Here is a 13,190-nt window from a genome sequence, read left to right as displayed (position 1 = left end):
GACACCCGCGCCGTTCGACGACGAACAAGGAAGGCCCGATGTCGCTCCCCACCTCTTCCGTCCAGCTCTACACGCTGGTCGACGAATTCCGTGCCGATCCGGCTCGCTCGCTCGATCGCCTCGCCGCGATCGGCCTGCGCCACGTCGAGGCCTTCGACTTCGTGAGCCGCCCCGCCGAGATCCGCGCGGCTCTGGATGCCAGCGGGCTCACCGCCCCGACCGGGCACGCGCCCCTGCTGTCGACCGAGCTGTGGACTCCCCACGGTTCCATCCCCACGCCCGAGCCCGAGGCCGTGCTGGCGGCGGCGGCGACCCTGGGGCTGAGCACCGTGATCGACCCCTTCGTCGAGCCCGCGCGCTGGGCGACCGTCGACGGCGTCGCCGAGATCGCCGATCGTCTCAACGCCGTCGCCGATCTGGCGGCCGGCTACGGACTCACCGTGGGGTACCACAACCACGCGCAGGAGTTCCTCATCGACATCGACGGCGCGAGCGCGCTCGAGTACGTCGTGGCGCACACCGACGAGCGCATCGCCGTGGAGCTCGATCTGTTCTGGGCGCTCACCGGCGGCCAGGACGTGCCCGCCCTCGTGCAGCGTCTCGGTTCGCGTCTGCTCGCCGTGCACGTCAAGGACGGCTTCGTCCCGGCCGAGAACCCCTTCGCCCCCGACGTCGACCGTGCCGTCACCCGTCACCTCGACCAGCGCCGCCCGGGCGAGGGCGAGGTTCCGCTCGTCGAGGCGATGCGGGCGACGGATGCCGTGCGGTGGGCCGTCATCGAGTACGACCAGTCGCCCGGCGACGTGTTCGACGACATCGCCGCCAGCCACGCGTTCCTGCTCGAGAACGGCCTCGCGGTATGAGCGGGCCCGTGGGGGTCGGCATCATCGGAGCCGGCGTCATCAGCGACACCTACCTGAGCAACCTCACGGCGTTCCCCGACGTCGAGGTGCTCATCGTCGCCGACCTGGACCCGGAACGCGCGCGGTCGCGCGCCGAGCAGTACGGCGTGCCCGCGTGGGGCACGGCCGACGACGTGCTCGCCCACCCCGACGTGCAGCTCGTCGTGAACCTCACCGTCCCGGCCGTGCACGTCGAGGTCTCGTCCGCCGCGATCGCCGCGGGCAAGCACGTGTGGACCGAGAAGCCGCTGGGGCTCGACCGCGAGAGCACCGCGCAGCTGCTCCGCGATGCCGAGGCTGCGGGGCTGCGCATCGGCTCCGCCCCCGACACCCTCCTGGGCCCGGGGTTCCAGTCGGCCAAGCGCGCCATCCTCGAGGGGGCGATCGGAGAACCCCTGTTCGCTCAGGCGTCGTTCCAGACGCAGGGGCCCGACCTCTGGCATCCGGGGCCGCAGTTCCTCTTCGCGCGCGGCGCGGGACCGCTGCTCGACATGGGGCCGTACTACGTCAGCGCGCTGGTCAGCCTGCTGGGACCGGTCGACCGGGTGGCCGCGGTCGGCACGCGCCCGCGGCGGCAGCGCCGCATCCACACCGGGCCCGCCGCCGGCGACGTGTTCGACGTCGAGGTCGCCACCACCGTGCAGCTCATCGCCGCGTTCGAGGGCGGTCAGCAGGCGCAGGGGCAGTTCAGCTTCGACTCGGCGCTCGAGCGCGCGGGCGTGCTCGAGATCCACGGCACCGAGGGCACGCTGGTGCTGCCCGACCCGAACCACTTCGAGGGCGAGATCGCCCGCATCGAACCGCTCGGGGTGCTGCTCGACGACGACCGGCCGGAGCAGCCGCGGATCGCGGTGCCGCAGGAGGGCGTCGTCGTCGGGCGCGGGCTCGGGGTGCTCGACATGGTGCGGGCCATCGCCGAAGAGCGCCCCCACGTGGCGACCGGCGAGCTCGGACACCACGTCCTCGACGTGCTGCTCTCGGCCGAGGAATCGGTGGCGGGAGCGGGCTTCGTGCCGGTGCGGAGCTCGCTGAGCGGGCCCGTGCCGGCGGTTCCGCGCGACTTCGACCCGTTCGCCCGCACCCTCTGAGTCGCACCCCGGCCGCCTCCGGGCGGCCGGGGCGCTCGGCGGCAGAACGGCCACCCGGATCCGAACGGGCCGCCGTGACCGGCACCGGGCCGACGAGTCCGCCCGGGTGGTCTCAGGCCGTGTCGGTTTTCCCTGCTTCGTGGACCGGCGCGCCTTTCGGATGCCGGCGAGAGCCGCCGGCGCCGAGCGCGAGCGTCGACGCCAGGCCCAGGGTGAGGAAGCCCGCGGCAGTGAACGCCGCCGCCCGGGTGCCGTCGCTGAAGGCGGCGCGCGCGTCGGCGGCGGCGCCCTGGGTCTGGGGCGACTGGGCGAGACCGGCGATCGCGGCGCCGGCGCTGTCGACCACCTGCGACACGACCTGATCGCGCTGATCGGCGGGGACTCCCCGCTGATCGAGTGACGAGGCGAGAACCCCGGCCGTCGTCGAGAACAGCACCGTGCCGAGGATCGCGACGCCCAGAGCGGCACCCAACTGCCGCGAGGTCGACTGCGTGCCCGACGCCTGTCCGCTGGCTGCGGGCGGGACCTCGGCGAGGACGACCCCGGTGAGCTGGGCGGTGGCCAGGCCGACCCCGAGTCCGTAGACGAACAGCAGCGGGATGAGCGGTCCCCACGTGGCATCCGGACCGATCGTCAGGGCGACGCCGGCGACGCCGACGATCTCGGCCAGCAGGCCGGCGCGCACGACCCAGACCGGGGCGACCCGGCCGCTGAGCGCTCCGGCGACACCGCTCGCGACGAACGAGCCCACGGCCAGCGACAGCAGCAGCAGGCCGGTCTGCAGGGCGTCGAAGCCCACGACGAACTGCAGCCAGAGCGGGAGCGCCAGGATGATGCCGAACTCGCCCAGCGAGACCACGGCGGCGGCGATGTTGCCGTTGCGGAACGACGAGATGCGGAAGAGGGCGAACGCGAGCAGCGTGGATCGTCCCTGCCGCTGCCGGTGCAGGCCCCAGGCGATGAAGGCGGCGAGGGCGGCGAGCGCGAGGGCGAAGGCGAGGGGAACGGGCGACAGGGCGAACGGCCAGGTCCACCCGCCGACCTGCGGAACGGCGTCGACCGTCCACCAGCCGTAGGTGCGCCCCTCGATCAGGCCGAAGACCAGGGGAGCCATGGTCAGCACCGACAGCAGGGCACCGACGCCGTCGATGCGCTCGGCGCGATCGCTGCGCGATTCGGCGACGGTGAGCAGCACGCCGATGACGATGATCACCCCGAGCGGGATGTTGATGCCGAACGCCCACCGCCACGAGAACGCGGTGGTCAGCCAGCCGCCGAGCAGGGGGCCGACGGCCGCCATTCCCCCGATGGTCGAGCCCCACACGGCGAAGGCGATGCCGCGCTCCCGCCCGCGGAAGGTGGCGTTGATGAGCGACAGGGTGGTGGGCAGGATCATCGCCCCGCCGATCCCCTGCACGAGGCGCGCGGCGATGAGCAGCTCGCCCGTGGGGGCGAACGAGGCGGCGATCGAGGCCGCGGCGAAGACGACGACGCCGACGAGCATCAGTCGGCGTCGCCCGAACCGGTCGGCGAGGCTGCCGAACACGAGCAGGAGCGAGGCGAACACCAAGGTGTAGGCCTCTTGCACCCACTGCACCTCGGTCGACGAGATCCCCAGGTCCTCGACGATCGAGGGCACCGCGACGTTGACGATCGTCGAGTCGACGATGATCAGCGAGACGGCGATGCTGATGAAGACGAGCCCCGCCCAGCGGCGCCCGGTGCGGTTCCCGGCGGTGTCCATGCGACGAGTATATCGCTAGCTTTTCTAGCTATCTAGCCCGTTTCTTGCGCACGACCCATCGCGCCGGGTGCCGCCCGGTGCCGTGGCCCCGGTGTTGTCACCCCGCGGCATGACTCGGCCGTCGTAACCCAGCCGCCGTGACTCAGCCGCCGTGGCGCGGGCGCGACGTCAGGCGCGGCGTGCGATCCGCCGGCGGAAGCGGCAGCGGCGTCGTGCCGGCCACCTCGTCGCTGAAGTCCTCGGGCTCGGGCGTGATGGTGTGCAGGGGCTGCGTCTCATCCAGCGTGAGGCGGAAGCGCTTGGTTTCGTGCCGGTGCACGCGCCCCGAGGCGAGCGTCCAGACGACGCCGATGCCGCACGCGATCAGCGCGACGGCGGCGGCCAGGGCGATGGCCACGCGCGGGCCGTACTCGCTCGCGATCGCACCGACGATCGGGGCGCCCACCGGCGTGCCGCCGAGCAGGATCGCCATGTACAGCGCCAGCACGCGTCCGCGCAGCGCCGGATCGGTGGTCGTCTGCACGTAGCCGTTGGCCGTGGTCAGGGTGGTCACGACGGCGAAGCCGGTGAACACGAGCGTGGCGGCGTACGCGCCGTAGCTGGGGGCGAAGACCGAGAGGGTGGATGCCACGGCGAAGCCGCCGGCGCCCAGGATCACCACGCGCATCCGCGCGCGCTCGCGGCGGGCGGCCAGCAGGGCTCCGGCGAGGGAGCCGATGGCCACGAACGAGCTCAGCAACCCGAAGCCGTCGGCCCCGCGACCGAACTCCAGCGCCATGGTCGAGGCGAAGATCGGGAAGTTCATGCCGAACGCACCGAGCAGGAAGACCATCACGAACGTGACGATCAGGTCGGGGCGGCGCGCGACGTAGCGGAAGCCGTCGGCCAGACGCGCGGGTCCGCCACGACGGTGGTGCACCACGAGCTCATGGGGGCGCATGAGCAGCAGCGCGGCGATCATCGCGAGGAACGTCACCGCGTTGACGAGGAACACCCATCCCGTGCCGACGACGACGATCATCACGCCGGCCACCGCGGGGCCGATGAGGCGGGCGGTGTTGAACGACGCGGCGTTGAGGGCCACCGCGTTCGAGGCGTTCTCCTGCGCGACGAGGTCGGACACGAACGCCTGGCGCGCGGGGTTGTCGAAGGCGGTGACGACGCCGAGCGCCAGGGCGAAGCCGTACATCATCGGCAGGGTCATCAGGCCCGTGAGCAGCAGTGTCCCCAGCGCGAGGGCGAGCAGCAGCAGCGACGCCTGCGTGCACATGATGAGCTTGCGGCGGTCGAACCGGTCGGCCACCCAGCCGGTCACGCCCACCAGCAGCAGGGGCGGGGCGAACTGGAGCGCCATGGTGACGCCCATCGCGGCGGCGTCGTTGTCGGTCAGCTGCGTGAGCACGACCCAGTTCTGCGCCGTCGCCTGCATCCACGCGCCGACGTTGGAGACGAGGGCGCCGAAGAACCAGACGCGGTAGTTGAAGATCGACAGGGACCGGAACATCGACGTGCTCATCTCTCGGCCACCTTTCTCATGATCTCCGCGGCCTGGGCCAGCGTGTGACGGTCGTCGGGCGAGAGTCCCGCCAGGGCTTCCTCCAGCCAGGCGTCTCGGCGGCGTACGGTCTCGTCGACGACGGTGCGTCCGTCGTCGGTGAGGTCGATCGTGACCTTGCGCCGGTCGACCTCATCGGGGGTGCGGGTCACGTACCCGGCCTCTTCGAGCAGGGACACCGTGCGATTCATCGACGGGGCGGTGACGCGCTCGCGGTCGGCGAGTTGGCCGAGGGTGTGCGCGCCGTGCACGGTGAGGGCGGCGAGCACGGCGAACTGCCCGTCGCTCATGGTGTCGACGGCCCGCTGTGCCCGCAGGCGCCGGGCGAGCCGGAACGTCGCCATGCGCAGTTGCGATGCCGCGGCGCTGAGATCGTGCGAGGGCTCAGCGCCGCGGGCAGAAGTCAGGTCGTGAAGGGGGGATTCGTCGACGCTGTCATTCATATTCGTGATCGTTAGTCTAGCTCATTAGTCTTGCTAACGGTATGGCGGTCGTGTCACCCGGCCCGCCGGGAGCGTGTTCCGGCCCACCGATGGCGGGCGGACTCGGCCGGCCGGTCACCCTCAGCCCGCCCCTAGACTCACCCCATGCCGGAGTTCGTCGACGCGTACGGGATCACGATCGTCTACGACGTGCACGTCGCCGAGACGCCGCGGGCGATCGTGCAGCTGCTGCACGGCGTCGGAGAGCACGCCGGTCGGTACGGCGCCCTGATCGAGGCCCTCGTCGCCGACGGGTACACCGTCTACGCCGACGACCACCGCGGGCACGGGCGCACCGGACTGCGCCAGTGGGACGGCGATCACCGCAAGCTCGGCCGGCTGGGGCCCGGCGGTCTCGGCGCCGCCCGCGACGCGGTCTGGACGCTGAGCCAGCGCATCCGCGAAGAGAACCCCGACCTGCCCCTGGTGCTGCTCGGGCATTCGTGGGGGTCCTTCCTCGCGCAGATGCTGGTGGATCGGCATCCGGATGCCTACGACGCGGTCGTGCTGAGCGGCTCGGCCCTGCGGTGGCCGGGGGCGCTGAACGCCGGCGACCTCAACGCTCCGTGGAAGCATCAGCGCGGGTCGGGCATGGAGTGGCTCTCGAGCGACGAGCAGGTGGGGCGCGACTTCGTCGCCGACCCGCTGACCACCTCGAAGCCCCTGCTCGCGCTGTTCGGGCCGATCGAGGCCGCGAAGCTGTTCGGCCGCCCGCGTCGCGATCTCGGCGTCGACCTTCCGCTGCTGCTCCTGGTGGGTCGAGACGACACCGTCGGCGGCCCGCGGAGCGTGCACCTGCTGGCCGACGCCTACCGCAATCGATCGGGACTCACCGACATCACGACGCTGGTCTACCCGGGCGCGCGCCACGAGATCTTCGCCGAGATCGATCAGGCGCAGGTGCGCGCCGATCTGCTCGCCTGGCTCGACGCGCGCCTCCCCGCTCGAACCTGACCGGGCGCGCGTGATCGGATGCCGAGATCACGTGGCGTCGGCGAGATCACCCGTGGTGTCGTGGTGTCTCGACGACGGTGCGTGGTCTCGCGAGCGGGGAAGGGGCCCGGAAACGACGGTGGGGCCGGACGCCCCCCGCGCCCGGCCCCACGCCCCCCTGCTCCCGAATGCCCCCTCGGGTCTCAGCGCTGGCTGAACGCCGCGTCGAATGCCTCACCCGACGGTTCGTACGACGACAGCCGTCGTACGAATCCGAGCGCTTCGGGTGCGCCGACGAGCCGGTCCATGCCGGCGTCCTCCCACTCAACCGACAGCGGTCCGTCGTAGCCGATCGCGTTCAGCATGCGGAACGCGTCTTCCCACGGCACGTCGCCGTGACCGGTCGAGATGAAGTCCCACCCGCGCCGCGGATCGGCCCACGGCAGGTGCGACGACAGCCGGCCGTTCCGGCCGTTGGTCAGACGCTTCTTCGTGTCCTTGCAGTGCACGTGGATGATCTTGTCCTGGAAGTCCCACAGGAACGCCACCGGGTCGATGTCCTGCCACACCATGTGCGAGGGGTCCCAGTTCAGCCCGAACGCCTCGCGGTGGCCGATGGCCTCGAGCGCCCGCTTCGTCGTCCAGTAGTCGTAGGCGATCTCGGACGGATGCACCTCGTGGGCGAAGCGCACGCCCACCTCGTCGAACACGTCGAGGATGGGGTTCCACCGGTCGGCGAAGTCCCGGTACCCGGCCTCGACCATCTCCTCGGTGGCCGGCGGGAACATCGCGACGTACTTCCAGATGCTCGACCCGGTGAAGCCGGTGACGGTCTTCAGTCCCAGCTTGGATGCCAGGCGCGCGGTGTTCTTCAGCTCCTCGGCGGCGCGCTGACGCACGCCCTCGGGGTCGCCGTCGCCCCAGACGCGGTCCGACACGATGTCGCGGTGGCGCTGGTCGATGGGGTCGTCGCACACGACCTGGCCCTTGAGGTGGTTCGAGATCGTCCAGACCTTCAGGCCGTTGCGCTCGAGCACGTCGAGCTTGCCCTGCACGTAGGCGTCGTCGTCCCACCGCCACGGGTCGAGGTGGTCGCCCCAGCAGGCGATCTCGAGGCCGTCGTACCCCCACTCGCCGGCGAGGCGGGCCACCTCCTCGAAGGGCAGATCGGCCCACTGGCCGGTGAAGAGCGTGATCGGTCGCGTCATCGCGTCAGTCCTCTCGTCGATTCAGGATGCCGCGAACGCGCGGCTGTCGGAGGCGGGGGCGCTCGCCCGGTCCACGCCGGTCCAGACGCCGTCGGCGCCGGAGCTCTGCGCGACGGCGTCGAGCACCCGCTGCACGTGCAGGCCGTCGGCGAAGGAGGGGCGGGGATCGCGGCCGTCGGCGACGGCTTCGACGAAGTCCTTCGCCTGGTGCGTGAACCCGTGCTCGTACCCGAGCATGTGACCGGTCGGCCACCACGCCCCCATATAGGGGTGCTCGGGTTCGGTGACGAGGATGCGGCGGAAGCCCTGTTCGGAGGCCGGCAGGGTGGCGTCGTAGAACTGCAGCTCGTTGGGGCTCTCGAGGTCGAACGAGAGCGCGCCGTCGCTGCCCGAGATCTCGACGCGCAGGGCGTTCTTGCGGCCGAGGCGGAAGCGCGACGCCTCGAACGAGGCGAGGGCGCCGTTCTCGAGACGCCCGGTGAACAGGGCGAGGTCATCGACGGTGACGGGTCCGCGGTCCGCGCCCGCGGTGCCCGACAGTCCCGACGACGCGGCGAGCACCGGGCGCTCCGAGACGATCGTCTCGAGGACTCCCGCCACGCGGGTGAGGTGCTGACCGGTGATGTACTCGGTGAGGTCGACGGCATGGGCGCCGATGTCGCCCAGGGAGCCGGAGCCGGCCCGGTCCTTCTGCAGGCGCCAGGTGAGCGGCGCGTCGGCGTCGCTGAGCCAGTCCTGCAGGTACTCGGCGCGCACCTGGCGGATCTCGCCCAGGCGACCCGCGGCGACGAGGTCGCGCGCGAAGGTGGTGGCCGGCAGGCGTCGGTAGGTGAACCCCACCATCGAACGGATGCCGCGGGTGGCGGCGTCGTCGGCGGCCGCGGCCATGCGGCGGGCTTCGTCGACGGTGTTGGCGAGGGGCTTCTCGCACAGGACGTGCTTTCCGGCAGCCAGGGCGGCGAGGGCGATCTCGGCGTGGGAGTCGCCCGGGGTGACGATGTCGACGACGTCGATGTCGGGGCGTTCGACGATCTCGCGCCAGTCGGTGGAGCTCTCGTTCCAGCCCCAGGTGTCGGCGGCATCCCGGGTGCGTGCGGCGTCGCGACCGACGAGCACGCTCATCTCGGGGGCGAGGGGGAGGTCGAAGAAGCGGGGTGCCACGCGCCACCCTTGGGAGTGCGCGGCACCCATGAATCCGGCGCCGATCATGGCGATGCGGAGGGGCGAGGTCATGATCGCGGCCTTTCGATGGGGGAAGGGGAGGGGGGCGCCCGCGTCGGTCGCAGACGCCCCCGTGGTGGTTCGATCGATCAGGACTCGAACGACAGGTCGATGTACGAGTCCACGTTGTCCTTCGTCACCACCGGCGCGTCGAGCACGATGCGGTTGGGGACGCTCGGCGTGATCAGGTCGCCGGCGGTCTTGCCCTGCGCGATCAGGCGGGCCAGGGCGATGCCGTCGGCCGCCTGGGTCGAGGGGTAGATCACCGTCGCCTGCAGCGGGGTGTCCCCGGCCTGGATGGCCTCCATGGCGTTGCGGCTGCCCGCGCCGCCGACCATGAAGAACTCGTCGCGACCGGCCGCCGTGATGGCGGCGAGGACGCCGATGCCCTGGTCGTCGTCGTGGTTCCAGATGGCGTCGATCTTCGGGTTGGCCGACAGCAGCTGCGAGGTCGAGGCCTCGCCACCGGCCACCGTGAAGTCGGCCGCGACGCGCGGGCCGACGTCGAGACCGCAGTCCGCCAGGGCGTCCTTGAACCCGGCCGAGCGGTCCTGCGTGAGCGGCAGCGAGTCGATGCCGGCGATCTCGGCGACGACGGCGTCGCTCTGGCCGCTCAGCTGCTCGCAGATGTAGGTGCCGGCGCTGACGCCCATTCCGTAGTTGTCGCCGAGCACGGTCGAGCGGGCGGCGAAGGGGCTCGAGAACTCCCGGTCGACGTTGACGACCGGGATGCCGGCCTCCATCGCGCGGGTGGCGACCTCGGTGAGGGCGGCTCCGTCGCTCGGCAGCAGCACGATGGCATCCACCTTGTTGTTGATGAAGGTCTCGACCGCGGCGATCTGCGCGTTCACGTCGTTGGTGCCCTCGGCGACCTGCAGGTCGACGTCGGGGAAGCTCTCGGCGGCGGCGAGCGCACCGGAGTTGATGGCGCCGAGCCAGCCGTGGTCGGCGGCGGGGCCCGAGAAGCCGATGGTGACGGTGTCACCGCTGGCGGCGTTCTCTTCGGTGGTGGTGCCCTGGTCGACGACGTTCTGGTTGTCGCCGCTCGAACCGGTGCAGCCGGCCAGCAGCCCGATGGCCGCGACGAAGGCGGTTCCCGTCAGGATGAGGCGGGAGCGCGAAGTCAGCTGTGAGCGCATGTCTTTCCTCCTTGAATGTGATGCGGCAGGTGCCAATGCGGCCCCGATCCGAGGAGGAGTCCACTTTGACGGGGCTCACGCTAGCAGAATGGTTCTTCGAATAGTCAACTTTTGTTTGAGCCTCGTCAAAAGCGAAATGCGCGGGCCGAGCACCGCAATACCGGGGCCATACGGTTCATCAGCCCGGCGGATGTGCTGCCGTCGGCGCGGATCGAACGCCTCTCGCGTCCGGCGTGCGACCGTGTTATGTTCGCCGCGTGATCAAAGTTGACCATGAACAGTCATTACTCGTCGCCCGGGGCGTGACCAAGTCGTTCGGGGGCGTCCAGGCCCTGCGCGGCGTCGATCTCGACATCGTCCCCGGCGAGGTGCACTGCGTGCTGGGGCAGAACGGCGCCGGCAAGTCGACGCTGATCAAGACGCTCGCCGGCGTGCACCGTCCCGACGGGGGAGAACTCGTGTGGCGAGGCGAGACCGTCGAGATCGCCGACCCCGACGCGGCCATCGAGTTGGGCATCGCCACGATGTACCAGGAACTCGACGTCGTCGACGGGCTCACCATCGCCGAGAACGTCTTCCTCGGGCACGAGCTCTCGCGCGGCGGTTTCACCCATCGCTCCGAGGCCGCCCGGCGCACCACCGAACTGCTGAGGCGCCTGGGGCACGCGAACCTGTCGCCGCACACCGAGGTGGGAAGCCTCAGCGCCGCGAACAAGCAGATCGTGAGCATGGCGCGGGCGCTGTCGCACGACATCCGGCTCATCATCATGGACGAGCCCTCGGCCGTCCTCGACACCGAAGAGGTGAAGAACCTGTTCGCGGTCGTGCGCGAGCTCACCGCGGAGGGCATCGCCGTGGTCTACATCACGCACCGGCTCGAGGAGATCCGCGAGATCGGCGACCGCATCACGGTCCTGAAGGACGGACGCACCACGGCCGTGGGTCTCGCGGCCGCCGACACCCCCACCGCCGAACTCATCCGCCTGATGACGGGGCGCGACATCGCCAACGTCTTCCCCGAGCGGGCGCCCATCGAACCCGACGCCCCCGTCGTGCTGGACGTCCAGGGACTCGCTCTGGCCGGGGTCTTCTCCGACGTGTCGTTCTCGGTGCGCGCGGGCGAGGTCGTGGGTCTCGCCGGCCTCGTGGGCTCGGGGCGCTCCGAGATCCTCGAGACGGTCTACGGGGCGCGCAAGTCCTCGGCCGGACGCGTGGCCGTGCGCGATGCGGTGCTGCCCCGCGGATCGGTGCGCGCCGCGGTCGGTGCGGGCATGGGACTGTCCCCCGAGGAGCGCAAGAGCCAGGGGCTCGTGCTCGACGAGCCGATCTTCGTCAACATCGCGCTCGCTTCGATGAAGCGGTTCGCGAAGGGCGGGTTCCTCGACGACCGCTCCGCCCGCCGCGTGGCGCGCGAGCAGATCGACGCCTTCGAACTGCGTCCCGCCGACCCCGATCGCCCCGCCCGCACCCTGTCGGGCGGCAACCAGCAGAAGATCCTGCTCGCGCGGTGGCTCGTGCACGGCACGACCGTGCTGCTGCTCGACGAGCCCACCCGCGGTGTCGACGTCGGTGCCCGCGCCGAGATCTACACGCTCATCCGCGACCTCGCCGCCGCCGGCAACGCGGTCGTCATCGTCTCGAGCGAGATCGAGGAGGTGCTCGGCCTCGCCGACACCGTGCTCGTCGTCGCCGACGGTCGGATCCTCGACACCCTCCCCTCCCACCAGATCGACGAGCACGGCGTGCTCGACCTCGTCATGAAAGGATCCGCCGCGTGAGCGAGCCGACCACCCCGACCCGTGCGCGCACGGTCCCCGCCGAAGCGGGACTCTCCCCGTCGGCCACCTCGACCCCGGCCTGGCGGCGCGTCCTGTCCGGTTCCGCCGGGCGCAACATCGGACTCGTCATCGCGCTGCTGGTGATGTTCGTCGTCGGAGCGATCACCGCGCCGGGCACGTTCCTCACCGTCGACAACGTCTTCGTGATCCTGCGGCAGGCCTCGATCACCGGGGTGATCGCGGTGGCGATGACCCTCGTGATCATCGCCGGGGGCATCGACCTCTCGGTCGGCTCGGTCACCGGGCTGGCCTCGGTGGTCGGCACCCTCGCCGTCGTGCAGGACCTCGCCGACTCGATGCACTGGATCGTCTTCGTGCTCTTCGCGCTCGCGGTGGGTGCGGTGGCGGGCCTCATCAACGGCATCGTCATCGCCTACGGGAACGTGGTCGCCTTCATGGCCACCCTGGCCATGCTCGTCGGCGCCCGCGGGTTGGCCGAGATCCTCGCCGAGCGGCGCACCCTCGTGGTGCAGGACCGCGGGTTCATCACCTTCATGAACGCCGACATCCTCGGGGTGAACATGCTCATCTGGATCTTCGCGATCGTCGCCGTGCTCGGGTGGGTGCTGCTCAACCGCACGACGTTCGGGCGTCGCACCGTCGCCATCGGCGGCAACCGCGAGGCCGCGCGACTGGCCGGCATCGACGTGCGGCGTCACGTCATGTGGCTCTACGTGCTCGTCGGGCTCGCGTCGGGCATCGCGGGCGTCATGTTCCTGGGCCGGACGACCGCGGGCAGCTCGACCAACGGGCAGCTGCTCGAACTCGACGTCATCGCCGCGGTCGTGGTCGGCGGCACCCTGCTCGTGGGCGGTCGTGGAACGATCACCGGCACGGTGTTCGGGGTGCTGATCTTCGCGACGCTGACCAACGTCTTCATCCAGAACAACCTGTCGTCGTCGGTCCAGGCCGTCGCGAAAGGTGTCATCATCGTCGTCGCGGTCCTTCTGCAGCAGCGCTTCTCCCGCCCGCCGGGCCGGGGCTGAGGCGCGACTCCTGTCGACGGTGACTGCGCTTTCCGTGCAGTCGCCGTCGGCTCGCGGATCGTGTCGATAGCAAGTGATGGTGTACTGAGGGCGT

11 protein-coding genes are annotated in these 13,190 nt (G+C 70.9%); 5 read left to right on the top strand and 6 right to left on the bottom strand.

Going from position 1 to position 13,190, the window contains the following annotated elements:
* Window positions 1-38: 38 nt before the first annotated feature.
* The gene (locus IFU19_RS00590) at window positions 39-863 is read left to right on the top strand and encodes a sugar phosphate isomerase/epimerase family protein (RefSeq protein ID WP_191915501.1); all 825 of its coding nucleotides are present in this window, start codon (window positions 39-41) and stop codon (window positions 861-863) included.
* A complete protein-coding gene (locus IFU19_RS00585) occupies window positions 860-1,990 on the top strand; it encodes a Gfo/Idh/MocA family protein (RefSeq protein ID WP_055832872.1) in 1,131 nt (376 codons plus the stop codon). Before IFU19_RS00590 ends, IFU19_RS00585 begins: the two co-directional genes overlap by 4 nt.
* 112 nt (window positions 1,991-2,102) lie before the next feature.
* Here the strand turns inward: IFU19_RS00585 and IFU19_RS00580 are convergent, their stop codons facing one another.
* From IFU19_RS00580 to IFU19_RS00570, 3 genes are all read right to left on the bottom strand, one after another.
* The gene (locus tag IFU19_RS00580; protein ID WP_192012650.1) at window positions 2,103-3,734 is read right to left on the bottom strand and encodes a DHA2 family efflux MFS transporter permease subunit; all 1,632 of its coding nucleotides are present in this window, start codon (window positions 3,732-3,734) and stop codon (window positions 2,103-2,105) included.
* Window positions 3,735-3,876: 142 nt separating this feature from the next.
* The gene (locus tag IFU19_RS00575; RefSeq protein ID WP_070409171.1) at window positions 3,877-5,250 is read right to left on the bottom strand and encodes an MFS transporter; all 1,374 of its coding nucleotides are present in this window, start codon (window positions 5,248-5,250) and stop codon (window positions 3,877-3,879) included.
* Complete coding sequence (locus IFU19_RS00570; protein ID WP_191925448.1) at window positions 5,247-5,732, bottom strand: MarR family transcriptional regulator; 486 nt, start codon at window positions 5,730-5,732, stop codon at window positions 5,247-5,249. The genes IFU19_RS00575 and IFU19_RS00570 overlap by 4 nt, the downstream gene beginning before the upstream one ends.
* 144 nt (window positions 5,733-5,876) lie before the next feature.
* Between IFU19_RS00570 and IFU19_RS00565 the strand changes: the two genes are divergently transcribed.
* A complete protein-coding gene (locus IFU19_RS00565) occupies window positions 5,877-6,725 on the top strand; it encodes an alpha/beta fold hydrolase (protein ID WP_192012649.1) in 849 nt (282 codons plus the stop codon).
* A 182-nt stretch (window positions 6,726-6,907) separates the two neighbouring features.
* Here IFU19_RS00565 and IFU19_RS00560 read toward each other — a convergent pair whose 3' ends face one another.
* The 3 genes from IFU19_RS00560 to IFU19_RS00550 form a co-directional block, all read right to left on the bottom strand.
* Complete coding sequence (locus IFU19_RS00560; protein WP_192012648.1) at window positions 6,908-7,912, bottom strand: sugar phosphate isomerase/epimerase family protein; 1,005 nt, start codon at window positions 7,910-7,912, stop codon at window positions 6,908-6,910.
* Between the two features lie 21 nt (window positions 7,913-7,933).
* Window positions 7,934-9,145, bottom strand: a complete 1,212-nt coding sequence (locus IFU19_RS00555; RefSeq protein WP_249405296.1) for a Gfo/Idh/MocA family protein — start codon at window positions 9,143-9,145, stop codon at window positions 7,934-7,936.
* Between the two features lie 77 nt (window positions 9,146-9,222).
* Entirely contained in the window at window positions 9,223-10,272 is a 1,050-nt protein-coding gene (locus IFU19_RS00550) for a substrate-binding domain-containing protein (RefSeq protein ID WP_055832878.1), read from the bottom strand.
* Between the two features lie 302 nt (window positions 10,273-10,574).
* Between IFU19_RS00550 and IFU19_RS00545 the strand changes: the two genes are divergently transcribed.
* The gene (locus IFU19_RS00545) at window positions 10,575-12,050 is read left to right on the top strand and encodes a sugar ABC transporter ATP-binding protein (protein ID WP_055832879.1); all 1,476 of its coding nucleotides are present in this window, start codon (window positions 10,575-10,577) and stop codon (window positions 12,048-12,050) included.
* Window positions 12,047-13,096 carry an ABC transporter permease gene (locus IFU19_RS00540; protein ID WP_055832880.1) on the top strand — a complete coding sequence of 350 codons (1,050 nt, stop codon included), beginning with the start codon at window positions 12,047-12,049 and terminating at the stop codon, window positions 13,094-13,096. Before IFU19_RS00545 ends, IFU19_RS00540 begins: the two co-directional genes overlap by 4 nt.
* Window positions 13,097-13,190 lie beyond the last annotated feature (94 nt).

Source organism: Microbacterium sp. CFBP 8794, assembly GCF_014841235.1.
Classification (GTDB): Bacteria; Actinomycetota; Actinomycetes; order Actinomycetales; family Microbacteriaceae; genus Microbacterium.
Note: the sequence above shows the minus strand (reverse complement) of the source record. Positions and strands in the feature narration are given on the sequence as shown.